General features: G+C 45.1%; 19 protein-coding genes. 10 read left to right on the top strand and 9 right to left on the bottom strand.

Annotation, left to right across the window (positions count from 1 at the left end):
• Positions 1-3: 3 nt before the first annotated feature.
• The 5 genes from MMB75_RS20325 to MMB75_RS20305 form a co-directional block, all read right to left on the bottom strand.
• Entirely contained in the window at positions 4-954 is a 951-nt protein-coding gene (locus MMB75_RS20325) for an ABC transporter permease (protein ID WP_016820190.1), read from the bottom strand.
• A 73-nt stretch (positions 955-1027) separates the two neighbouring features.
• Entirely contained in the window at positions 1028-2647 is a 1620-nt protein-coding gene (locus tag MMB75_RS20320) for an ABC transporter substrate-binding protein (protein WP_019685838.1), read from the bottom strand.
• 159 nt (positions 2648-2806) lie between these two features.
• Positions 2807-3169, bottom strand: coding sequence for a DUF1304 domain-containing protein (locus MMB75_RS20315; protein WP_019685837.1), 363 nt, complete (start codon positions 3167-3169; stop codon positions 2807-2809).
• A gap of 135 nt (positions 3170-3304) precedes the next feature.
• Positions 3305-4816 (bottom strand): methyl-accepting chemotaxis protein, encoded by a 1512-nt coding sequence (locus MMB75_RS20310; protein ID WP_025363748.1) that lies wholly within the window; start codon positions 4814-4816, stop codon positions 3305-3307.
• A gap of 259 nt (positions 4817-5075) precedes the next feature.
• Positions 5076-6329: a cation:dicarboxylate symporter family transporter gene (locus MMB75_RS20305; protein ID WP_039276598.1), complete on the bottom strand. Its 1254-nt coding sequence runs from the start codon at positions 6327-6329 to the stop codon at positions 5076-5078.
• Positions 6330-6540: 211 nt separating this feature from the next.
• Here MMB75_RS20305 and MMB75_RS20300 point away from each other — a divergent pair, with 211 nt between their 5' ends.
• Both MMB75_RS20300 and MMB75_RS20295 read left to right on the top strand, forming a co-directional pair.
• Positions 6541-7845 (top strand): sensor histidine kinase, encoded by a 1305-nt coding sequence (locus tag MMB75_RS20300; protein WP_016820185.1) that lies wholly within the window; start codon positions 6541-6543, stop codon positions 7843-7845.
• A gap of 5 nt (positions 7846-7850) precedes the next feature.
• A complete protein-coding gene (locus MMB75_RS20295; RefSeq protein WP_016820184.1) occupies positions 7851-8780 on the top strand; it encodes a response regulator in 930 nt (309 codons plus the stop codon).
• A 104-nt stretch (positions 8781-8884) separates the two neighbouring features.
• Here the strand turns inward: MMB75_RS20295 and MMB75_RS20290 are convergent, their stop codons facing one another.
• Both MMB75_RS20290 and MMB75_RS20285 read right to left on the bottom strand, forming a co-directional pair.
• Positions 8885-9367 (bottom strand): MarR family transcriptional regulator, encoded by a 483-nt coding sequence (locus MMB75_RS20290; protein WP_016820183.1) that lies wholly within the window; start codon positions 9365-9367, stop codon positions 8885-8887.
• A gap of 102 nt (positions 9368-9469) precedes the next feature.
• Positions 9470-10969, bottom strand: coding sequence for a monooxygenase (locus MMB75_RS20285; protein WP_045244952.1), 1500 nt, complete (start codon positions 10967-10969; stop codon positions 9470-9472).
• A gap of 306 nt (positions 10970-11275) precedes the next feature.
• On the opposite strand from MMB75_RS20285, the gene MMB75_RS20280 reads away from it, so the two are divergent.
• Both MMB75_RS20280 and MMB75_RS20275 read left to right on the top strand, forming a co-directional pair.
• Positions 11276-11773 (top strand): DinB family protein, encoded by a 498-nt coding sequence (locus MMB75_RS20280; protein ID WP_016820181.1) that lies wholly within the window; start codon positions 11276-11278, stop codon positions 11771-11773.
• Positions 11774-12002: 229 nt separating this feature from the next.
• Positions 12003-13202 carry an MFS transporter gene (locus MMB75_RS20275; RefSeq protein ID WP_045244951.1) on the top strand — a complete coding sequence of 400 codons (1200 nt, stop codon included), beginning with the start codon at positions 12003-12005 and terminating at the stop codon, positions 13200-13202.
• Positions 13203-13225: 23 nt separating this feature from the next.
• On the opposite strand, the gene MMB75_RS20270 is transcribed toward MMB75_RS20275, so the two are convergent.
• Together MMB75_RS20270 and MMB75_RS20265 are read right to left on the bottom strand one after the other, a co-directional pair.
• A complete protein-coding gene (locus MMB75_RS20270; protein WP_045244950.1) occupies positions 13226-14047 on the bottom strand; it encodes an endonuclease/exonuclease/phosphatase family protein in 822 nt (273 codons plus the stop codon).
• A 5-nt stretch (positions 14048-14052) separates the two neighbouring features.
• Positions 14053-15717 (bottom strand): PTS transporter subunit IIBC, encoded by a 1665-nt coding sequence (locus tag MMB75_RS20265; RefSeq protein ID WP_016820178.1) that lies wholly within the window; start codon positions 15715-15717, stop codon positions 14053-14055.
• Positions 15718-15962: 245 nt separating this feature from the next.
• On the opposite strand from MMB75_RS20265, the gene MMB75_RS20260 reads away from it, so the two are divergent.
• The 6 genes from MMB75_RS20260 to MMB75_RS20235 all read left to right on the top strand — a co-directional run bounded on the left by MMB75_RS20260 (position 15963) and on the right by MMB75_RS20235 (position 24018).
• Positions 15963-16970, top strand: coding sequence for a LacI family DNA-binding transcriptional regulator (locus tag MMB75_RS20260; protein WP_017425636.1), 1008 nt, complete (start codon positions 15963-15965; stop codon positions 16968-16970).
• Positions 16971-17124: 154 nt separating this feature from the next.
• Positions 17125-19407: a glycoside hydrolase family 65 protein gene (locus tag MMB75_RS20255; protein ID WP_045244949.1), complete on the top strand. Its 2283-nt coding sequence runs from the start codon at positions 17125-17127 to the stop codon at positions 19405-19407.
• A 24-nt stretch (positions 19408-19431) separates the two neighbouring features.
• On the top strand, positions 19432-20097 hold the full coding sequence (gene pgmB, locus MMB75_RS20250) for a beta-phosphoglucomutase (RefSeq protein WP_016820175.1): 666 nt from the start codon (positions 19432-19434) through the stop codon (positions 20095-20097).
• A 165-nt stretch (positions 20098-20262) separates the two neighbouring features.
• Positions 20263-21741: a spore germination protein gene (locus MMB75_RS20245; protein WP_016820174.1), complete on the top strand. Its 1479-nt coding sequence runs from the start codon at positions 20263-20265 to the stop codon at positions 21739-21741.
• Between the two features lie 4 nt (positions 21742-21745).
• Positions 21746-22900 carry a Ger(x)C family spore germination protein gene (locus MMB75_RS20240; protein ID WP_045244948.1) on the top strand — a complete coding sequence of 385 codons (1155 nt, stop codon included), beginning with the start codon at positions 21746-21748 and terminating at the stop codon, positions 22898-22900.
• Positions 22900-24018 (top strand): GerAB/ArcD/ProY family transporter, encoded by a 1119-nt coding sequence (locus MMB75_RS20235; RefSeq protein ID WP_016820172.1) that lies wholly within the window; start codon positions 22900-22902, stop codon positions 24016-24018. Before MMB75_RS20240 ends, MMB75_RS20235 begins: the two co-directional genes overlap by 1 nt.
• The last annotated feature ends 13 nt before the right edge of the window (positions 24019-24031 follow it).

Here is a 24031-nt window from a genome sequence, read left to right as displayed (position 1 = left end):
TTTTCACCTCGTTGATTTAATTCTCGGGTCCGCCATGCTGTACAAGATATCTGCCAGCAGATTGCCCAGGATCAGCAGCAAAGCGGAAAATAAAGTAATCCCCATAATGACGGGATAATCCATTCCTTTTACAGCCGTCATGCCCAGCGAGCCAATGCCCGGCCAGGAAAATACCGTCTCCGTCACAATGGCTCCCGCTACCAGATCCGCAACCGACATACCAAGCAGCGTAATGATGGGCAGCAGCACATGCTTGAGCACGTGTCGGAACAAAACCAGTCGCTGTCCAGATCCGAACGCGTACTGTATCTGCACGTACTCTTCCTTAAGCTGCGTAATCGTGCTGGAACGGATGTACCTCACATAGACGGATAGAAAGCCAAAGGCCAGTACAAAACATGGCAAAATTCCATGCTTGATTACATCCAGCACCGAGTCCGTTCCGATCGTACGCATCCCTGTACTTGGAAGCCAATGCAAATAAATTGCAAATAGATAAATAAGCAAAATGCCAAGCCAAAACAATGGGACAGAAATACCGATGTACGACATTAGATTAATGAGCTTGTCGATCCAGCGATTCCGATTGGCCGCAGCAATCAAACCAAGTGGAATTGCAATCAACACAGCGAGTATGATGGAGGCGCCCATTAACCCCGCTGTCGCCGGGAGACGGTCGAGAATCTGATCCAGTACAGGCTGATGATTAATTAGCGAATAACCTAGATCTCCTGTCAGGCTTTTTTTAAGCCATAATATGTACTGTACATAAGCGGGCTGGTCCAGCCCCAAGCTATGCCTCATTCTTTCAATATCTTCCAGATGCATATTCGGTGTAACAAAAGAGAGAACCGGATCACCTGGAGCCAGCTTGATCAAGCCGAAGCAGACGATGGACACAAAAAATAGCATCGGTATAACTTGCAGCAACCTTCTGGCGATGAGTTGTCTCATACGTTTTCCTTCCCCTTGCTGTTTTCGAAAAAAATAAGCTGGTTACCCCAGCTTATTTTTTGAAAACCCTGTCTTATTTGTGATAAATTTTGGACAAATCCTCGAAAATCACGACCGGCTTCAACACAGCCTGATCAATACCGCCATACTGCTTGTCGAAGGCCACAATCGTTTTGGTGTATGCAATTGGGTAGATAACCGCATCATCAGCCAAAATTTCTTGTACCTTTTTATAAATTTCTCCACGTTTAGTCGTATCCGACTCACCCGCGCCCTCTTCCAACAACTTATCTACTTCTTTATTAGAATAATGCGAATAGTTGGAGGACGATCCCGTGCTATACAAAATACGATACGCGTCAGGGTCATACCCCATGATATAGCCGCTGATCGCCAGATCGAAATCCTTGGCATTCGTATCAACGAATTTTTGCGACCACGCTGAGGAATCCATACTGTTCACATCCAGCTGAACGCCAATATCCTTGAACTTCTGCTGGATATACAGCGCCTGTGCTTCCTGAACCTTGTTGCCGCCCGGAATGATAATGCGCAGCTTCAGCCCTTCAGCGCCGGCCGATTTCAGCAGCTCCTTCGCCTTGTTCACATCATTATTGAAAAATGCAACATCATTCGTGTGATACAGTACATCCTGTGTCAAAGCGGACTTTGCAGTATCTGCATAATCTTTGGAGCCATACGATACCTGGATCAATTCATCCTGATTCAGTGCATAAGAAAGCGCCTGACGTACTTCTTTTTTGTTCAACTGCTTTGTATCACTGTTTTCATTAAACATCAGGTAAGCCAAGCGGCCTTCGCTGTAAGGGAAAATGTCAAACTTATCTGTCGCTTTAATGGTGTCTACGTTTTGTGGGTCGAGATAGTTTACATTGATTTCACCATTTTGCAGGGCTAAATTGGCAGCATTCGAATCTTTAACAATCCGATATGTCACAGAATCCAGATGCGGCTTGCCGCCAAAATAGTTATCGAACCGTTCAAGTGTAACGTACTCGCCAGTTTTGTACTCTTTAAATTTGAAAGGACCTGATCCAACCGGAGTGTTGTTTTTCGTGCTTTTCTCAATATCCGCTTCATTCTCAAAAATGTGCTTCGGAATCGGGGATACCTGTACCAGGGCCGCCTCAAAAGCTGGGGCTGGCTGAGGAAGCTTGAAGTCCACCGTCGTATCATCAACCTTGCTCGCCTGTACTGGCTTGCCGTTGACCATAAAATTACTTCTCAAGAAGCTGTGCTGCTTCTCATCTAAAATTTTGTTAATCGTGAAAACGACATCGTCAGCTGTCAGCTTCTCGCCATCATGCCAAGTCAGATCCTTTTTCAGTTTTAGTGTATAGGTCAACTTGTCTGCCGAAGGAGTCAGGCTATCTGCCAAATAAAACGTCTTCTTGCCATTGTTCACTTGGAACAAAGGTGCAAATATCGCTTGATCTATCGTCAGACTTACCCGGTCACCCGCATAGTTCGGATTCAGCACCACCGGATCGGCTTGCACGCCGATAATCAGGCTGCCACCATCTTTGGGCTGTCCGTTATCCGCTGTAGTTGCATCTGTGCCAGACGCACTACCATTCGTCGCAGACGAAGATCCCGAATTTCCGCCGGAGCATGCACTTACTACCAACATTAATACGATGAATACGAATATACCTGTCAAATTACGACGCATCGCTCTAGCCTCCAAATTCTTTAAGTATGTATTAAAAAATATTATAAATCGGAATAGTCGGATTTACAATCGTTCAAAAACTGTTTATTCCCCTTGTCATTAGCATTGCAGACATTATGTGATCGAATTAGCAAAAAAGACACCCGTTAAGGGCGTCTTTTAGAAGACCAGCAAACTGATTAATGCCAAGATGGCAGGCAGACCTTGCTTTAATAAAATAGACTTATTAGCCGTTAATGCACCATACACTGCAGCCACTACTACGCAAATGACAAAAAATAATTCGATTTGCCGCCCGATCACAGGATCGGGATAGATCAAGCCCCACACCAATCCAGCAGCCAGAAATCCGTTATACAGCCCCTGATTGGCTGCCAAGGACTTGGTCACTCCTGCCAGTTCCTTCGAGGTACCGAACGTACGCATCGCGCGTGGAGTCGTCCACAAAAACATTTCCAATACTAAAATGTACACGTGCTCCAGCGCTACAATTCCAACCAATATTGAACTAAGTAGGCTCAAATCGCTTCCTCTTTTCCACATGAAATTACTCTGAGGTCATCTTAGATTGATCCTCAAAAGTATAGTTCATCTACCAAAAGCAGTAAAGAGACCGAGCCTATGGCCCGGTCTACTATTTACATGAAGTCTAAAGCCTTACATCGTTCTCGCAAAATCCAACAAAGCTTTGGACATACTGTTGATCTCGTCCGTAGATGCATTGACTTGCTGTGTTAGCGCGGCTTGTGTTTGTGTCAGCGTAGACATATTCCCGATGTTGTGCAGAATTCGCTCGATGAGTGTTTTCATTTCGTCCAGACTGGTCTCGATATTCCCGGTCGCATCCGCACTATGGATGGCAAGTTTTCTGACTTCATCTGCAACTACTGCAAAACCCCGTCCCTGCTCGCCTGCACGCGATGCCTCGATTGCAGCATTCAGACCCAATAGATTCGTTTGATTCGCAATCTCTTTAATGAAGTTCGAAATGTTTTGCGTCTCTTCTGCACTGACTTTGGCCTGATTCGCTGCCTCTGTCGATTGCTCTTGAGCCGTAGCCAATTCCTGTGCCTGGTTACTAACCGAGTTAACACCGTTCACCATTTCTGTAATGGAATCGGATAGATGCTGAATTTTGAGCGTAAGCTCGTCTGCAACAGCCTGCTTTTCCTTTTCCACTGTGATATCACGGATGGTTCCGGCAATGCGAATAGGCACTCCTTTGCTATCGCGTATGCTTCTTCCACTGTTTTGATACCAGCGATATTCTCCATTTTTACTTTGTAAGCGACATACCATATCATATGGCGTACGATCTGAATAGTCATTTAAATGATCAACTACAGCCTTAAACGCATGCTCGGCATCGTCAGGATGTATGCGTGAACTCCAACTGCTTAGTACACTCGGGAAGTCCTGCTCATCCCTAAAGCCCAAAGTATGGCGGAATTGCTGGGACCACCAAAATATATTATCCGGGTTCTCAATGTCTCCATCAGCCAGAATGACGTCATATGGCGCCTCCACCAAAACACGGTTGATGAGATCATATCTTGTAACTAGCGCCTGAAGCTCCTCTGACTTAATCTTCTGATCGTGCACATCCAACAGAGCGCCCGCAATACGAAGCGGCACTCCCTGCTGGTCACGGATCGTCGTTCCGGTAGCCCGGAACCAGCGATATTCTCCATGCTTCAGCCTCAAACGATACTGTACGTCATAAGGGGTTTTCCCCGTAGTATCCAGTAAATGATCAGACAATTCTGCCAAAGATCTGTCATAGTCTTCGGGGTGTAGTCGAGATGACCAGCTGTCCAATACATTGGGGAATTCCTTTTCGCTCTGATATCCCAGCATAGAACGGAATTCTTCTGACCATGTGAACGTATTACTTGGATTGACGGGATCACCCGCAATGACCTCCATGTCCCATAAGCCAATCTCTATCGCCTTGGTAACAAGCTTCAAACGGATATCAACATGTTGAGCATCATTTTTCATGGACTCTATCGCTTGGTTGACATTGTTTGCGATTTCTTGAATTTCAGGAGATGCTGAGGAAACCTGTATTGCAGCAGAATAATCCTTTTGCTGTATTCTTTGTGAGAGTTTGCGGCTTTCTTCTACTAAAGGAGCAAGTGATTGAGACTCATTTTTCTTGAGAAACATATATGATCTTCCCTTCTAAGCCAGTTATATAAAACGGTATAATTTAATATCGGAATTTTATTAAGAATCATTATAAATAAATCTATAATCACATAGGTATTAAGACTTATTTTTCGTGTCCATATACCTATATATCCATACAAAAAACATCGAAAAATGTCGAAAAAGGAAGTGTGTTAACAAGTTTGGAAACAAAAAGAACACCTCTGCATTACTTCGCAAAGGTGCTCTTGGTATCCACTATTCGGTTCAATGTATCTTATTTAATTGAAGCAACGTATTCCTCGCCTTTTTCTTTATCATATTGTCCTTCCCATTTGGACATGACTACAGCCGCAAGCGAGTTCCCTAAAACATTGACTACCGTACGCGCCATATCCAGAATACGATCAATACCAGCGATAAAGGCCAGACCTTCCAGCGGGAGATTCACTGCTCCCAGCGTAGCGAGCAACACGACAAAGGAAGCGCCCGGCACGCCTGCAATACCTTTGGAGGAAATAATCAGCACGAGTACCAGCGTGATTTGGGTCGTGATCGGCAAATCAATGCCATACATTTGGGCAATGAAAATTGCAGCCAGTGCTTGATACAGAGTGGAGCCGTCCAGATTAAAAGAATATCCGATCGGAATGACAAAGGATGTGATTCCCTTCGGACACCCGAATTTCTCCATCTTCTCCATGATCTTAGGCAGGACACTTTCCGAGCTGGCCGTCGAATATGCAAGCAACAGCTCACTTTTCAAAATTTTAACCATAGTCCAGAGACGGGTACCGCAAAGCTTGGCGATAATTCCAAAGACAATCACAATAAACAGTAACATGGAGCCATACACTGACAGTACAAGCTTCAATAACGGCCATAACGAGGCTAATCCAAACTTGGCCACTGTCGTGCCAATCAGTGCAAATACACCGAACGGAGCGAGGCGCATGACCTGATTGGTTACCCAGAACATGGCGTCGGCTACACCTTCAAAGAAATTCAGCACAGGCTTGCCCTTGTTACCAATCGCAGCTACTCCTAGTCCAAACAACACGGAGAAGAATATAATAGCCAGCATATCTCCTTCGCCCAGGGCTTGAATAACATTGGTAGGTACAATATGCACAATCGTATCTATAAAGCTATGGCCTGACTTTTCCGCAGTCTCCACATAGGAATGGATATCGCTCTTGGCCAGGTGGGACATGTCCACGCCCTCACCGGGGCGAACCAGATTGGCAACAAGCAGACCAAACAGGATCGCAATGGTCGTTACAATTTCGAAGTACAGAATCGACTTCCCGCCGAGTTTCCCCAGTTTCTTCATATCTCCGACGCCGGCTACACCAATAATGAGCGTTGAGATTACAATAGGTACGACAATCATCTTGATTAAGCGGATGAAAATATCACCGATCGGCTTTAAGTAGACTTCCACCCCTGAATTGCCGTAAAATAAGGCACCAACAATAATACCTAAAGCCAGACCGATAAAGATTTGCATTGTTAAATTAATCTTTTTCACTTCATGTCCCCCCTGGCTGGTTTGTATATTTTTGCAGTATGCAGCTCTTAATATTCAAATGATGTTATTTATACTACAATCCGAACTATAAAAACCGACAGTTATCTACACATGTATTTGTTTTTTTCTATAAATTCACAAGTATTAATGCTAAGCCTGTGAATTTATCTTACATTGACTTTCTGAAACAAATACCCGGAGGTGAATATGGATGAAGCTAAATACCCTTCTTTTCCTGCTGATGCTTATCTTTGTACCCCTAGCAGGTGAGTTGAATATTCACCCGTTCGATAATACATTTCGTCTCAGCTTTGGTACGCCCGTATTTTTTTTCTTTCTGTTATCTATACGTCATATTCCACCTGCATTATCGGGAGTGTTTGCAGGGATAGCAGTAGTTGCATTTCGTATTTCACTCAATCATTACCTTCATCCCGGCTCTTCCTTTGAAGAATTAATGACCTTGCATGGACCTACCTTTTTTTATTATATGGTTTATGGCCTGCTCTTTCAGGTTCTTAACATTAATGCTGAGCCTTACCGCGCACTGCGTGTGGGCATCCTCTCTGTGGGAATTGAGGTTGCCGCAAGTGTGGCGGAGCTTAGTGTACGGCGAAGCATTGATGGTGATTTCTGGGACATCGTTAAGATCAGCAAAGTGGCTTTTATGGCCATGATCCGCAGCTTCTTTGTGCTTGGGTTCTATAATATGATTCGATTAAATCAATCTGTTCAGCATGAAGAGGCACAAAGACAGCAAACGGAGCGAATTTTACTCCTGGTATCGGACTTGTATGAGGAGTCAGTCCAGTTAGGCAAAACTTTGTCACATGCAGAGCAAATCACCCGTGAAAGCTATGAGCTATACCGCGAGCTGCAGCAGGATGAATCTCTGAAAGATAGAGAACATTACGCCAGACAGGCACTTCGTATTTCCGGACAAGTCCATGAGATTAAAAAAGACAGCCAGCGGATTTTTGCCGGTTTGTCCAAGCTCATTGATTCGGAAAGCGACGTGCATTATATGACCTCACAGGAACTCGGCGAGCTGATCGTCCGAACGAACAGCAAATACGCCCAATCGCTAGGCAAGTCTATCCGTTTCACGCTGAATTTCGATCCTTTGTTGCCCAAACTGCATGTTTATACAGTTCTCACTCTAATTAACAACCTGACCTCCAATTCAGTAGAAGCGATGAAAGACAGTGGAAGGATTGACGTCTCGATTCATTTTCTACCAGGACAAGAGGATATAATATCCTTTAGTGTCACCGATAACGGTCCAGGTATTCCTCAGCGCAAACGGGAAATGATCTTCACACCGGGATACACGACCAAGTATGATGAGGGAGGACAGCCTTCGACCGGCATGGGTTTATTTTATGTGCGTGAAGTCGCGGAGAGTCTTGATGGAACGCTTGAACTACTACAGAATGAAGATGAGCATACAGATAGATTACAGACCACTTTTAGAATCATATTACCTTTACGGAAACTGACGGAGAAAGGAAGATAGCCCGGATGCGTTTTTATATTGTAGATGACGATCAGGGGATTCGTTCTATGCTGGCAGACATTATTGAAGACGAGGGTTTAGGAGAGGTTGTTGGGGAAGCGGAGGATGGTTCCTACGTGAATAGCGGCCTGCTGGAGCTGAACCGAATTGATGTATTGCTGATTGACCTGCTGATGCCGCTTCGTGACGGCATTCAGACCGTGCGTGCACTCGGTGATCAATTTAGCGGAAAAATCATTATGATTTCTCGGATTGAATCCAAAAACATGATCGGTGAGGCGTACTCACTCGGTATTGAATATTATATTGCCAAGCCTTTAAACCGACTGGAAATTATTGCAGTTATCCAAAAAGTAACCGAACGCCTGCGTATGCAGCAATCGATTACAGATATCCAGCGCACACTGCAAGGACTGTCGATGTTCACATCGAATGGCCCATCAGCGACACTGGAACCGACCCGAAACATTGTGAGTTCGGGACAGTTTCTGCTCTCCGAAATGGGAATGATCGGCGAAGCCGGAAGTGTGGATTTACTGGATATGTTGGAATACTTGGACCAATATGAGGAGGAAACAGGCAATCTATCCCCCTATCTGTTTCCCTCGCTAAAGGATATATTTGCCAATATAGCGTTGAAACGATTAGGAGACTCAGCTTCAGCAATAGAGCTAAGCAAGGAAATCAAGGCATCGGAGCAGCGTGTCCGCCGCGCTATTTTCCAGACATTAAGCCATATTGTATCGCTCGGGCTGACCGACTATACCCATCCTAAGTTTGAAAATTATGCATCCAAGTTTTTTGATTTTACAGAAATCCGCAAAAAAATGTTGGAACTGCAAAACAATGTGGAGCCTTCACTATCTCAAGCCCGCATTAATACGAAAAAGTTCGTGCAGGTGCTCTATATGGAAGCAAAACGGCTATTGCATTAAAAGAAAAAGCACCCGCATCTCTCCATGTAGCTATCACATGAAGAATAAACAGGTGCACATTGTCGATGATTTAAATGTCCTTTGGAATTGAGACTCATCTTCTGCTACTCCATAGCTTCCAAGAAACCTACGCCATCGGACAGCAGACGCTTCAAGACATTTAGTTCTTCCGAGCTGTAACGATCTAAAAATTGAAATAACTGATGCTGTGCCTTAGCATGCAGCCGCTCATGTACAAGAAAGAGCTTTTTCCCCAACGGGGTTAGCCGAAAATAAATCTCTTTTTTGTTGTCGTTCAGCTGGGTTCTGCGAATCCAGCCTTCCTTGAGCAGCTTGGTGCTAACTTTCGAAACGGTCCCCTTGCTCAGCTCCATTCGTTCCGCTAAGGTTGTAACATTGATCGGCTCATGCCTCCCAATACAATCCATAACGTGCACATCCGTCATATTGAGCGAAGTCATTCCGTCAAAGTGCTCGCGGATTTCCTCGAGAAAGATCATGCCCTCTCTCTGCTGATGCTGCTCCAGCTGGTGATTCATCTTAATAAGCAAATCATAGACATGCTGAACCGATGTCGCCTTCTCCATACGAACAAGTAGTCACTCCTTTGGCATACTCCTCCTTTCATTATAGCCCACATTTGTTTCGCAGGAAACAATATGGTCATGATCATACCTTTTTCCTTTATATTAACGTGATAATGCATCCTTAATAACACTCAATATATCCGTTTGTTTCACAGAAACAGCCCAAGCGATATACCCATCCGGACGGATGAGAACCGTATGCACATCTCTCCATCCAACGGGCAATTCTTCAGCTATGGCCTCCATATATGAAATATGTGAAAGTGAGATATGGCGAAACTCATTCGATACCTTAGTATCCTGTGCAAGATGGAGAAGTACAAATCGGCCTTCATGAAGAAGATCGTAAGCATACGATGTCACTCCGTTAGGCAACCGCAATTCAAAATCAGCAAACCGTTTCCCGTTCAGCGGATGCTGCGGTATATTGCCAGCCCCTGGATAACATACATCCAGTGCACTAATCTGCTCTGCCATAGACCGATTAATTTCCGGATGGCGGAACCATTCCTCATGTAATTGGCGGTGCGCCAAGACAGCAGGCGTAAAATCCATTAAGCGGGTCTGAACCTCGGTATTCCGTAAAAACTGCGTATTAACCGGATAGCGTTCGTCATGATAGCTATTCAGCAGCGTGTCTGGAGCCCAGCCACGAATCACTCCTGCTAGCTTCCATCCCAGATTCGCAGCCTCTTGCAAGCCAACATTCATTCCCTGTCCGCCTGCCGGGAAGTGGATATGCGCAGCATCACCTGCTAGCAGGATTCTCCCTTTACGATAGGTCTGCGCCTGCCGCGTTGCATTCCCAAATCGAGATAACCAGCGAGGATTGGATACGCCAAGATCCGTACCAAGCAGATCGTACAGCTCTGTGCGCACTTCTTCTAGCGTTACAGGTGCGTCTTTCGGGACATCCATCAATCGAAGTGTAGTCAAAATAACCCGATAAATACCTGGAGACACGGGGGCAATCATCACCCCGCCTCGTTCACTATATTCGGAATGTACGCCATTTTCAGGCGGATTGGCTAACTCTACATCCGCTAATACAGCAGTCAGAGTAGTATCCGTGCCCGGAAAAGCAATCCCCGCTTGTTTCCGCACGATGCTCCCGGCCCCATCCGCTCCTACGACATAGGCAGCAGTCATCACCGATACATTGGCTTGTGGTCCAGACGCGCGTACACTCACCACTTCTACGCCCTGCTCCTGCTCCTGCTCCCGTACAGATACCACTTCCATGCCACGATGGACGACAACTCCCAGCTTGAGCGCATGCTCCTCAATCAACTGCTCTGTAATCACCTGTGGGATAAACAATGTATAATTGGAGGAACTATCAAGCACAGAAAAATCCAAGCGGGTATCCAGCATTGCAAAGTGACCTGTACGTATAGGTCTGCCGTGCTTCATAAACCGCTCCTTCAATCCACGCATATCAAACATCTCAAGTGTCCGTGGATGTAGCGTAAGCGCACGCGACTGGCGAATAGGCTCCTCCAAACGTTCAATTACACATACGCTTACCCTCGCCAATGCCAACTCAGCAGCCAACCACATGCCAACGGGTCCGCCGCCTACAATAATCACTTCGTAATCCATGTTCACACCCCTATCTAAAAACTTTATTCCCACCACCTATTGTTTCAAAGGAAACAATATATATATACGGAAAGCTCCCCTTAACGTTTCCGTATATACTAAACAACACATATAAATGTCGTTTATTGTTTCTCTTGAAACAATACTATTGTAATTTAATTGAGAACAATTATCAACTGCTTTATTAAAATGATTTCTGCCCTTTACTTTAAACCACGTATTCATTTACATTTTGGAAAATATAATTGTATAATCGTAATATAAGACTAAGCTAGAAACAAGCTCTCATAGAAGGGATGATCCTACATGTCGGATGCCAACCAATTATTCGGTCAAGCGCTGGTTAAATCACTGGTCGGGGAACGTGGACATATTCGCGTGGCTCGGGCTTTGCCAGACATTAACGTCGAGCTAGCAGGGAAGAAAAACGCAGAAATGCCCTACAGCATTTATCAACTACTGAAACATATGATTTACTGGCAGCAATTTATGCTGGAGCATTTGGAAGGACGGAAGCCCCAGCTTCCGGGCAATGTCATGGAAAGCTGGCCCGAAGAAACTGGACCGCAAAGCGAAGAGGCATGGCAGGCTGTCATTAATGAATTTTTACAAGGCGTAGATCGGGCTGTGCAAATTGCCGAAACCGCGCAACTGGATGAATCACTGGCTCATTTCCCAGGTGAAACAAAAGCGGGATTGCTGCGAAATATCGCTTCCCACAATTCCTATCATTTGGGTGAAATTGTACTGCTGCGCCGTATTTATGGAGCTTGGCCACCACCAGGAGGCGGCTTCCCTGCTTAAAGGCTACACCACTCCCTTGTCATACGAACAGAGCATAAATTAAACAAAAGAATTCCTCTTATCCGCTGCTCATACCTCCATCAATGCATTGGGATTTGGGTACCGCGAGGAACTCACTTGCGTACTCTATATGGGAACCGACTAACTCGACTTGAAGCCGTTCATCCGTAATCAGGTGTAAACCAAATAACGGTTCCCACGATGCAAACCAAAGAGAGGCTCCGAGGATATGGTAAAACACTTATATTTAAATCGTAATATTGCCTGTATGATCGTGATCAGCCTTATTGCTAACATGAGTGGAAGCATGATCCTTCCACTCTTTGCTATTTATGTAGAGCAATTCGGGATATCTACACTTGGCATGAGCATTTTATTTTCTTTGTTTTATGTGGGAAGATTTCTTGGTGGAGGCATGGCAGGACAAATATATGAAAAGATCGGTGCAAAACGCTTGGGGTTGAGCTTACTCATCGCCGAAATTGTTTGTATGCTTCTGTTCCCGGTTGCAGGAAGCTTCATTGTTTTATCTATACTTAGACTTCTTCAAGGCTTGGTGGCTATAGGGCTAACCGTCTTCGTCAGAGTCACGATCAACCATATGAGCACCGCAGAGAATCGAGGCACGCTCAATGGATATATCAGCAGCAGTGAAGGTGCTGGTATGATTTTAGGCCCTCTTATAAGTGGAGTTATCGTTTCTTATTTTTCTTTATCCTTTCCATTCTATTTCGTTGCTTTTTTTGCCTGTATATCCTTCGTTGCCGTTTCAAGAATGACTTTCGCTAATTCTCTCTTAAAGCCACAGCCACAGCACCCCCCCTTTCAAAAATCGCAGAGAAGAATCAAATTAACGAAACAGTTGTTGCTTTATTCCACCGTTCATTTTCTTGAAATGAGTGCATTTGCTATATTTTTAACATACTTCTCAGTATATGCGACCTACAAGCTCCATTGGAGTCCAGCAGAAATCAGCGTAGCCTTTACAATCATCGGCATATCAACCTTTGTATCAGCACCCTTTATTGGCAAAATATCTGATATACTCAAGGATCGCTTGCTGCTATGTATCATCGGTCTATTGTTGATCATGATGGAAATCATCCTATTTCTGTGGTTCACAGAACCGTGGATCGTATACTTAGGGATGTTCATCGGAGGTATAGGAGGAGCCAGCTATCTGGATTCCTTTTACTCGCAGCTAGGAGATGTTATTCCTGAAGACAATAGAAGCTCATTTATCGGCAACGTCGTATCTTTGTCCGAAGTGGGGGCCATTGTGTCTCCAATCATTGCAGGCGCGCTCATGGACCGTTTTAGCCTCAATACCCCCTTTTATTACAATATGATGTTAGTATTGATTGCGATTGTTATTCAATATGTTATTCGATTAAAATCAAAATCCATAAGAAAAAGGCCACTTGCATAAGCAAATGGCCTCCTTTGTGTTCATCACAGTTCCAACTCGACTGCAACGCCGAAATGATCGGATACAACGGGTCCTGTTTTCCCGTTCAGTACGACCGTTGAAGATTGAACATGTGCGGCCTTATTGGAAAAGATGTAGTCAATACGGAGCGGCTCCGCATTACTTTCCCAGCCAGCAATAGCCTTGATGACCGTGTGTCCTGCATCATGTACTACTGCATTCGGATAGGTGTCTGACCAACCGGATTGCAATACATAGTCATATCCTTCTCCGCGCACTTCAGCCGCGTTGTTGAAATCCCCCATCACAAACATAGGAGCCGGAGCTAAAGGAGCGAGCACTTCGATTGTACGATCCCATAGTCCGCGGAAGGATTCTTCATCATTCCACCAGTTATAATGCCCACTGACAAACCAGGCCTGCACTCCGTCCACCACAGTCTGAATGCCCACAATTTTACGCGAGCGGTAGTTGTCATAGTCCTGTACCGAGGAAACATATTCGTTCACCGTAGCTGTAATCGGTGCTTTGGACAGAATCGCCAAACCCTCGTCATATTTGGCAAAACCCACATGCGCAGGAGCCCACGTCCAGTGATAGGCATCGGACAATAGCCCATTCAGCACATAAGCATAGTTATCACGTTTAATGACAACTTCAGGATCTGCACTATAGTACGCGCCCAAATCGTCCGCTGACAAAGGAGTCTCTTTCATGGACTGATTCACTTCCTGCAAAGCAATGACATCAAACTGCTGTTCATCAATAAAAGCAGCCAATTGCTTCAGCTTATCGTGTTGGTTTTCTTCCATCCAAGCATGTGCATTTAAGGTTAACAATTTCAAGCTAATCACCTATTGAGTATGTCTTGTATATCTGATTTAAGCACATCGGCCTTTGGTCCGTAAACCGCTTGTACTCCATTATCTACTTTAATTAAGCCCAAGGCGCCTAGCGCTTTCCACGTCTTTTCATCCCCGACAGCTTCTGTATCCTTCACCGTCACACGCAGACGGGTCATGCAAGCATCCACCTCGACAATGTTCTGCTCACCCCCAAGTGTCTTGATAATATCCGCAGCCAATTGATTTTGAGTTGAAACCGCTGCCACACCATCCGTTAATGTACTCTCTGCCTCGGAAGTCGCTTGAGGCTCCTCATCCGTATAGTTCCCCAGTCTTCCTGGCGTAGCCATTTTGAATTTACCGATCATAAAATACGCGATAAAGTAGGTTGCTACCGCAAACACAACACAAGTCAGCACGAAGTTGATTATATCCTGTACCAACCCCGCATTTATAGACAATGGCAATCGAGTCAGCAGTTCAATCATACCAAATGAATGTAAACGCAGATGTATGATATCAGCCATTCCGAACGCGATTCCGGTAAGAATAGCATAAACTACATACAACACGGGCGCTACGAACATAAACATGAACTCCAGCGGCTCCGTCACCCCTGTTAAAAAGACGGCTGCTGCTGCAGAGAAAATCATTGACTTGTACTTGCTGCGTTTATCTTTATCTACGCGGCGATACATAGCCACGGCCAGCCCCATAAGGATACCCGCTCCGCCGATCATCTGTCCTACCTTGAAGCGGGCAGGCGTTACGTCTCCCAGCAAGCTGTTGTAGGCTGCCGGATCCGTACCACGAAGCGCACTGAGATCACTAGCCCAAGCCAGCCACAGCGGGTCTTGCCCAGCAACAACGCTTCCTGCTCCAGAACCCGTGAGCACCGTGTAAACGCCACCAAGTTGAGTATAGTTAATAGGAACGGTCAACATATGATGAAGACCAAAAGGAATCAGCAGTCTTTCTAGTGTACCATAGACAAACGGCGCTACAAAAGGAGCCGACTCTCCCGAAGTCGCCAACCAGACGCCAAATTGGTTAATCCCTCCTTGGACAAATGGCCAGACAGCAGACATGATCAAACTAACGATTACAGACCATAAAATCACGACAAACGGGACAAAGCGCTTACCGTTAAAAAAAGCTAGAGCATCGGGGAGCTTGCGATAATTATAGTATTTATTAAACACCACGGCCCCGACAAAGCCGGAGATAATACCGACAAACACACCCATATTGAGTGCAGGAGCCCCCAAAATAGAGGTGAAATAACCACTAACCGGAATCGTTGCACCGAAGAGGGTATGAGTGGTTGCTCCTTCCTGGGTTAGCATCTTCGAGGATACGCCCAAAATCGTTCCTGTTGAAATATTGATGAGAACAAAGGCAATTAGAGCCGCAAAAGCCCCGCCCGCTCGTTCCTTAGCCCAGGAACCACCAATCGCCACGGCAAACAGGATGTGTAAGTTGTTGATAATGCCCCAGCCCAGATTCTCCATGACCCCGCCGACAGTCACCCAGAAATGAATATCGCCAGCCAACATCGCTACTACTTTACCAAGTGAAATCATAATCCCGGCTGCTGGCATGACAGCAACAACCACAAGAAGTGCCTTCCCAAGCTTTTGCCAAAAATCAAATGATAGAAGTTTTTTCATGCTCGTTCAGTCTCCATCCCTTATAGTATGTATAGCATGGGTAGTGCTCAATAAAAAATATTATGCAATCGGTTGCACGATTATTATAATGATATCGCTTTCTATTGGCAATACCCTAGTTATAAATATCTTGGTTAATGATGATAGAAATACTCGAAAAAGCCGCTAATTTGTTGAAATTGGAGCAATATCGTATGATAGAACATAATATTTTCTGCTTGAGATAGCAAAAGGAGACGAAGACGATGGCAGTAACCATCAAAGATGTCGCAAAACGTGCTAAAGTTGCTACTTCCACCGTATCCCGTGTCATTCAAGACAGCCCCAAAATCAGCGAAGCCACCAAGGCACGCGTTCGCAAAGAAATGAAGGCGCTTGGCTATGAACCCAACTATTCCGCTCAAAGCCTGGCTAACCGTGTCACACAGTCGATAGGCATTATTATGCCTGAATCGGACGTGGCGATCTTTCAGAATCCTTTCTTTCCGGAAAGCCTACGCGGGATCAGCGAATGGGTAAACGAGCACAACTATACACTGTCGATTGTCACAGGCAAGACGAGTGATGAATTGCTATCCCGCGTAAAGTTGATGACCCGGACCGGACGCGTTGACGGCTACATTGTCCTGTACTCCAAGCAAAAGGACAGCATCGTGGAGTATCTTCATAAAGAGAAAATCCCCTATACCGTCATCGGCAAGCCTCAGCAGTTTGTCAGTGAAACTACCCATGTAGACAACGATAACTACCAGGCTGCCAAAGATGTGGTCACTTATTTGACGGGGCTGAAGCATGAGCGCATTGCTTATGTTGGCGGTGATCAGGAACACATCGTAAATCTTGAAAGACTCCGAGGCTACCAAGATGCGCTACGAGAGGCTGGCTTGCCTCTACCAAAAGAATACGTGGTTAGGGAGCCCTTTAATCTGGAGGACATGCGCACGTTATTACAGGCTTCCCCGCCACCTACAGCGATGATCGTTAGCGATGACCTTGTAGCCATGGCCGTACAGAAAATGCTTGCTCAGTTAGGCGTATCCATGCCAGAGCAGCTGTCCATGGTGAGCTTTAATAACTTGATGCTGGCTGAGCTGATGAATCCCCCTCTTACTTCCGTGGATATTGATATCTTCAGCCTTGGTTATCAGGCTGCCAAAAGTCTGATCGAAAAAATTAAAGACCCGAAAGAATTGACCAAGCACATCATTGTTCCCCACCGAATTGTAGAGCGCAAATCAAGCCAGACACTATGAATCTCTAAGAAATGAACAAGAACTGATTTTGTGGATATTCATAAAATCAGTTTTTTTGCGTTGACAGGGCAAACGGTTGCACTATATACTGAACTCGCTCATATATTGGTTCCGTTAAAACAACGATCTCATTTTCCGAGAGGGGTACGCAATCATGGTTTACAACCGATTATTTGACGTAGATAGTTGGAAGCTGACAACACACACTCTACATAGCACACACATGCGATTACAGGAAAGCTTAACGTCCATAGGCAACGGTTATATGGGCATGCGCGGCAATTTTGAAGAAACTTATTCAGGGGATCATCATCAAGGGACGTATATCTCCGGTATATGGTTCCCTGACAAAACAAAGGTAGGCTGGTGGAAGAACGGCTATCCTGAATATTTCGGCAAGGTCATCAATGCCATGAATTTCATCGGCATCCGTCTGATTGTAAACCAAGAGGAAGTGGACTTATTTGCGGCACACATCAGCGATTTCGTGCAGGAACTGGACATGAAGCAGGGAATCCTGCGGCGCGCTTGTACTGTGAACGACCAGGTTCGTATCACTACAGAGCGTTTTCTGAGCATTACTACACGTGAATTATGCCTGATTGATTATCAGGTCGAAAATATAAGCGATCAGCCTTTAAGCATTGAGCTTGTTCCTTATTTGGACGGCAATACGAAAAATGAGGACACCAACTATGACGAGGTATTTTGGCTGGAAGAGGCCCGTGAGGTTCAAGAGCAATTCATCAGTCTGTCCACAACGACGATAGATAATCCCTTCGGTATTCCGCGCTTTACCGTAAACGCTACCATGGGTATTGTAACCGAGGGACAGGATGAGCAGACGACGGAAGAGAGCTTTTTGTATGCTGCACGCCACTATCAATATAACGTCTCGCCAGGGGACCGTATCCAACTGCAAAAAATTGTAGCCGTCACCACTTCACGCGATATGGAAAAGGATGCATTGATTCCGCAAGCTGAACGCATTGCCGTGGAAGCTGTGAACAAAGGCTACACCTCTCTAAAGCAAGAGCATATCGACGCTTGGGCCAGACGCTGGGACAAGGCAGATGTCGAAATCGAGGGGGATACGGAGGCCCAACAGGGAATACGCTTTAACATTTTCCAGCTATTCTCTACGTACTACGGTGAAGATGCCCGTCTGAATATCGGACCGAAGGGCTTTACGGGTGAAAAATATGGCGGTGCCACCTATTGGGATACAGAAGCATATGCCGTACCTATGTACCTGGCGCTTGCAGACCCGGACGTAACGCGAAATCTGTTGCTGTACCGTCACCAACAATTGGAAGGTGCCAAGCATAACGCAGCCCAGCAAGGGCTTCGAGGGGCATTGTACCCTATGGTCACTTTTACAGGCGTGGAATGCCATAACGAATGGGAAATTACCTTCGAGGAAATTCATCGTAACGGTGCGATTGCATATGCCATTTACAATTACACCAATTATACGGGTGACTTGACTTATCTGCATGAATACGGAATCGATGTACTGGTCGAAATTAGCCGCTTCTGGGCCGATCGGGTTCATTTTTCCAACAGTCGTCAGCAGTATATGATCCACGGGGTTACTGGGCCGAACGAATACGAAAATAACGTCAATAATAACTGGTATACCAATACGTTGGCTGCATGGGTTCTGAAATATACATTATCGGTCTTGCCTCAAATTTCGACTGAGAAAGCGCAGCGCCTGGCAGTTACAGCTGATGAGCTTGCACATTGGCAAGATATCATCAACAACATGTATTATCCGTATGATGAAGAGCGAGGCGTCTTCGTACAGCACGATACCTTTATGGATAAGGATTTGCAGCCTGTATCCACTTTGCATCCGAGCAATCTGCCACTTAATCAGAAATGGTCATGGGATAAAATCCTGCGTTCCTGCTTCATTAAGCAAGCAGATGTGCTGCAAGGGCTCTATTTCTTTGGAGACCAGTTCACGCTGGAGGAAAAAGCACGCAATTTTGCATTTTACGAGCCAATGACCGTTCATGAATCCAGTCTGTCTCCTTCGATTCATGCCGTGCTGGCCGCTGAACTCAAAATGGAGGATAAGGCAGTCGAAATGTATAAACGGACGGCCCGTCTGGATCTGGATAACTATAATAACGACACCGAAGACGGACTCCATATCACCTCTATGACAGGAAGCTGGCTGGCGATTGTACAGGGATTTGCCGGGATGAGAACCTATAATGAAACACTCAGCTTTTCCCCTTTTCTACCGAAGGACTGGAACAAATATACGTTTAAAATCAACTATCGCGGCCGCTTGCTAAGTATTCTCGTACAGGAGGGTGAAGTAGTCATTACCCTGCTGGACGGAGAACCGCTGACGCTGGAGCTGTATGGACAGCCAACGCACATTACCAGTGGGCAATCGTTAATGGCGAACAGTGCTTCATAAATGGACCAGACAGGGGGAAAGCATATGAAAGCAGTTATTTTTGATCTGGACGGAGTCATTACAGATACGGCTGAATATCATTTTCAGGCATGGGGCAGCTTGGCGGCAGCGCTCAGCATCCCTTTCGATCGGGAATTTAATGAACAGTTAAAAGGAATCAGCCGTACGGAATCACTCGAAAAAATACTAGTGCGTGGTAACCTGTCCGATACGTTATCAGAAGAAGGCAAGCAAGAACTGGCCATGCAAAAAAACACCGAGTATCAGCGGCTTATCTCAGCTTTAACTCCCGCAGACGTTCTTCCCGGTATTAAAGCGCTTCTGAAGGAGCTTCGTGAAGCCCGAATCGGCATCGCGCTCGCCTCTGCGAGCAAAAATGCAGCGTTTATACTGGATCGGCTGGAGCTAGCACACTATTTTGACAGTGTGGTGGATGTTACGTCCATTCGGAATGGCAAGCCTGACCCAGAAATTTTCCTCGCCGGAGCTGCGAATTTGGGCGTTCAGCCTGCCGATTGTATCGGCATAGAAGACGCACAGGCCGGCATTCAGGCGATCAAGGGCGCCGGGATGTTCGCAGTTGGTGTAGGAACGCCTTCGCAAATGCAAGGTGCGGATATCGTGGTAGCCACTACAGCCGAGCTTTCTTTGAGTATGCTGGAGGAACATTTTTACGAGTTCAAAAAATGATCTCATTCTGATTAAGTTCATATGACGTTATGTATGACTAGAGACGAACACCATTAGGTGTTCGTTTTTTTCTTGTACTGTACAAAAGGATTCATGAATATTTATCACTATTTTACACATATTACATGCATATCATGCTTAAGTTTTTTGAAGGGGGAAACGTCATTGGCAAGACCACTCGAGGCGAAATTGGACCATCTAAAAAAGACCCTGGGTCATCTTCCTGATGTCGTCTTCAAAAAAATGAATGTAGGCCAAACGGGAATTCATGTCATTATGATCTATCTCTCCGGTATTGCGGATACAAGTATGATTAACGAACAAATCGTCAAGCCGCTCATTTTAACTGGAGTCCGTGAAAACCACTCCCCAGTTAATCCTGAGAAAATAAAGGAGGAGTTGATACAGCAGACAGCATTTACGATCGATATGACAGAAGGGACAGACCTTGAGACGTGTGTAAGCAAAGTATTATCGGGATATACTTGTCTGCTGATCGAAGGAACGGATGATGTTTTTTTTGCTTCTACAGGCAAATTTCCTTCGCGAAGTGTTGATGAACCCAGCACCGAAACTTTGGTTAGAGGACCAAGGGAAGGTTTTATTGAGGATTTGGAAAGTAACCTGGCAATGGTTAGAAGGCACATCAAAGATATTAGTTTCAGAATAGACAAAATAACCATAGGAAGGAGATCCTCCCGTAAATTAGCAATCTTGTACATATCGGATATCGCAAATCCGGAGCTAGTTCAGGAAGTGAAGCGAAGAGTCGAGACGATTGATGTGGATGATGCTTCTGATACCGGGGTTATTGAGCAATGGATCGAGGAACATCCATGGTCTCCGTTTCCCCAGATTCAAGCCTCTGAACGCTCGGATAAAGCGATAACGGCCTTAATGTCAGGGAGGGTTGTCATTATGCTAGATGGCACCCCTTTTGTCCTAATTGCTCCCATGACCTTCTGGATGCTGGCTCAATCCCCAGAGGATTATTATGAGCGTTTTCCTTTAGGAACATTTTTCCGTATGCTTCGTTTAATGGCTTTGTTCATTGCAACATTCCTGCCTTCGTTGTACGTTGCACTCATTTCTTTCCATCCTGGATTAATCCCGCCTGAGCTGGTCATATCTATCGTTGCCTCAAGGGAAGGGATTCCCTTTCCCGTTTTTGTGGAGGCTTTGATTATGGAAGTGGCATTGGAAATATTACGTGAGGCAAGTCTGCGGCTACCCAAAGGGATAGGACAGGTTATTGGGATTGTAGGCGGCCTGGTTATTGGACAAGCAGCTGTCGAGGCGGCGGTTGTAAGTGCTTTTCTAATTATTGTTGTTGGTCTTACTGCCATTGCGTCCTTTGCAAGCCCGCAGTACAGCGGCAGTATCGGAATCCGGCTTCTTCGTTTTCCCATTATGATGATCGCGGGGGTTTATGGGCTGTATGGAGTAATTTTAGCCTTTATTTGTTTAGGCGTACACATGGTCCAGATCAAAAGCTTTGGAGTTCCTTACATGTCACCCCTAGCCCCTGTTCGGCTAAGAGATCAACAAGACACCTTGGTACGGGTTCCTTTTAAATACCTCAGAAAGCGTCCTATGATGCTAAAAACACAGGACGAAACACATTCTAACCGGAAAAGGAAGTAAACCTATGATTTCTTACGCCTTTCTGTTTCGTCGCACCCTCTGGGTGCAAAAATGCTTTGCCGCATGGATCGTGTGTGCTCTCCTCACCGGTTGTTGGGATAGCAGAGAGATCGATAACTTGAGTATTATTCAAGGTGTCGCCATTGATATGGATCAGCAGAATATGCTGGAACTTACCTATCAGCACTTAATCGCGCAGAAATCCAGAAAAAATATGTACAGCAACGTAACAACCTTTAACAAAGATTCCATCCAGTCTGCTTCCAGGGAACAGGCCAAGCAGGTATCCCGTGCTCCTTTATATAGTTTTATTCGCCTGATTTTGATTAGTGACCAAGCTATACAAAAAAGAAGAATCGACCAGTTGTTAGATACATTTACTCGCTCCTATAAACCAAGTCGAAAATCACTTGTTATGATCATAAAAGGCGATGCGAAAGAAGCGCTCAATAAGATCGGTAAACATCAAGAGATCCCTTCTATTGACCTTGAAGCAATGGCTAAAAACAGCAATTTAAATTCAAAAATACCTTATAGAATAACATTAGGGGAAATTTCTACGCATATCTCACAAGGAGCTGACTTCCTCGTTCAAGGCATAAAAACCAATGGAGGCAACCACTTCTCTGGCGCAGCTCTGATCAGCGGCAAAACGAAGAAATTTGCTTATTGGCTGGACGAAGAGGATGTCATCGGAATCAACTGGATGCTGGGAAAAACGAAGGGCTCAATTATTAGAATTGAGAGCTCAAAGTCAAATCAATCCGTGGTGTTTGAAGTTGAGGATGTCCACACTAAACTTATTCCTCACCTCAACGGGCAGGACCTCTCATTCACAGTTCGTATTAAAGCAGATATTAAACTAAACGAAAGCACGGTTAATTCTGAAGACTTCCTGAAGGAATCATTCATTCAAACCGCTAAACAAGAGGCGCAGGATGAAATCAAATATAACGTATCCCAATCGCTAAACACACTCCAGAAAGAAATGAGAGCAGATGTGGTCGGTTTTGGCACAAAAGTAAAAGTGAACTATCCCGCTTACTGGGATCGGGTAAAGGATAATTGGCAAGATACTTTCAGTCAAATACCGATCGATGTTAAGGCTAAAGTACAGATCGAGCGAACTGGTGCTTATACAAAAGGAGAGGGTGAATAATGTCTAATATACCTTCCATGAAACATGAAAAAATATCCACAATACAAGCCTTATTTACCGTCACTTCGACCGTGTATGCTGTGGGTATTGTCAGTTTACCAAGAACCATTGCAGAGAAGACGCAAACGCCCGACGTGTGGCAGGGACTTTTGCTGGCAACTCTGCTTGGAATCGTCGTCATTTTTATCCAGGTTAAATTGTGCCATAGATTTCCGGGGAAGACGTTCTATGAATTCAATCCTGTGATTGCAGGTAAATTCATCGGCCTTCTGATCAATATCGCATTTATTGTATTTTGCATGATGATCTGCTCTTTTGTATGTAGAATGATGGCGGAATTCCTCAAAGGTCTTGCACTGGAGAGGACCCCGATAAGCATGATTCTCTTGCCATTTCTTCTGCTTATCGGGTATCTGACCTGGGGCGGTCTCCATGCAATGGTTCGATTGATTGAGCTTTTTTTCCCTTTAACTTTTGTTGTTTTTTTATTGTTGATCGTTCTTAATGTCAACCATTTTAATCTTGATCATTTGCGGCCTGTTTTCCATAAAGGATGGCGTCCGATCTTTGAATCACTTAAAGTTATACCTTTCTCTACAATGGGTTTTGAATCCATTCTTATATTAACTAATGTGATGACGCACCCACAAAAAGCATGGAAGGCCGGGTGGATCGGCTACTCGATTGCAATGGGTTTGTATATTTTAATGGTAACGATGGTCGTTGGCTGTATGTCCGTTGAAGAAGTTTCCCGACTGCAATGGCCTGTCGTTTCTTTTGCACAGCAAATTGAATTCCCCGGCGCGTTTCTGGAACGATTTGAAATATTATTTATCATTTTGTGGACGATCAAAATTTTCATGACCGCCTCAAATTATTATTTCTATATTGTGGCTGGGATCAGCCAGCTCACCCAAAAGTGGAACAGGTATATCTGTTATCTCCCGTTAATTATGTTATTTTGCCTGAGCATGTATCCCCAAAATTTTATTGAAATAGGCAACTTCGATAAAATAATAGGTTACTTTGGAATAGTGGTATGCGCGGCAGTACCCTTGGTGCTTCTCGTCATCTCTATGGTCTTCCATCGAACAGAGAAGCCAAATGGGAAGAAGTAGGGGATACTTCCTC

It is taken from the genome of Paenibacillus sp. P2(2022) (assembly GCF_029522175.1).
Classification (GTDB): Bacteria; Bacillota; Bacilli; order Paenibacillales; family Paenibacillaceae; genus Paenibacillus; species Paenibacillus polymyxa.
This window is presented reverse-complemented; position numbering and strand designations above follow the sequence as displayed.

Excerpts from the sequence above, each read along its gene's own strand:
- MMB75_RS20300 (WP_016820185.1), top strand. The coding sequence starts at position 6,541 with ATGAAGCTAAATACCCTTCTTTTCCTGCTGATGCTTATCTTTGTACCC.
- MMB75_RS20235 (WP_016820172.1), top strand. The coding sequence starts at position 22,900 with ATGTCTAATATACCTTCCATGAAACATGAAAAAATATCCACAATACAA.
- MMB75_RS20280 (WP_016820181.1), top strand. The coding sequence starts at position 11,276 with ATGTCGGATGCCAACCAATTATTCGGTCAAGCGCTGGTTAAATCACTG.
- MMB75_RS20275 (WP_045244951.1), top strand. The coding sequence starts at position 12,003 with ATGGTAAAACACTTATATTTAAATCGTAATATTGCCTGTATGATCGTG.
- MMB75_RS20285 (WP_045244952.1), bottom strand. The coding sequence starts at position 10,969 with ATGGATTACGAAGTGATTATTGTAGGCGGCGGACCCGTTGGCATGTGG.
- MMB75_RS20290 (WP_016820183.1), bottom strand. The coding sequence starts at position 9,367 with ATGGAGAAGGCGACATCGGTTCAGCATGTCTATGATTTGCTTATTAAG.
- MMB75_RS20295 (WP_016820184.1), top strand. The coding sequence starts at position 7,851 with ATGCGTTTTTATATTGTAGATGACGATCAGGGGATTCGTTCTATGCTG.
- MMB75_RS20240 (WP_045244948.1), top strand. The coding sequence starts at position 21,746 with ATGATTTCTTACGCCTTTCTGTTTCGTCGCACCCTCTGGGTGCAAAAA.
- MMB75_RS20260 (WP_017425636.1), top strand. The coding sequence starts at position 15,963 with ATGGCAGTAACCATCAAAGATGTCGCAAAACGTGCTAAAGTTGCTACT.
- pgmB (WP_016820175.1), top strand. The coding sequence starts at position 19,432 with ATGAAAGCAGTTATTTTTGATCTGGACGGAGTCATTACAGATACGGCT.
- MMB75_RS20325 (WP_016820190.1), bottom strand. The coding sequence starts at position 954 with ATGAGACAACTCATCGCCAGAAGGTTGCTGCAAGTTATACCGATGCTA.
- MMB75_RS20310 (WP_025363748.1), bottom strand. The coding sequence starts at position 4,816 with ATGTTTCTCAAGAAAAATGAGTCTCAATCACTTGCTCCTTTAGTAGAA.
- MMB75_RS20265 (WP_016820178.1), bottom strand. The coding sequence starts at position 15,717 with ATGAAAAAACTTCTATCATTTGATTTTTGGCAAAAGCTTGGGAAGGCA.
- MMB75_RS20255 (WP_045244949.1), top strand. The coding sequence starts at position 17,125 with ATGGTTTACAACCGATTATTTGACGTAGATAGTTGGAAGCTGACAACA.
- MMB75_RS20320 (WP_019685838.1), bottom strand. The coding sequence starts at position 2,647 with ATGCGTCGTAATTTGACAGGTATATTCGTATTCATCGTATTAATGTTG.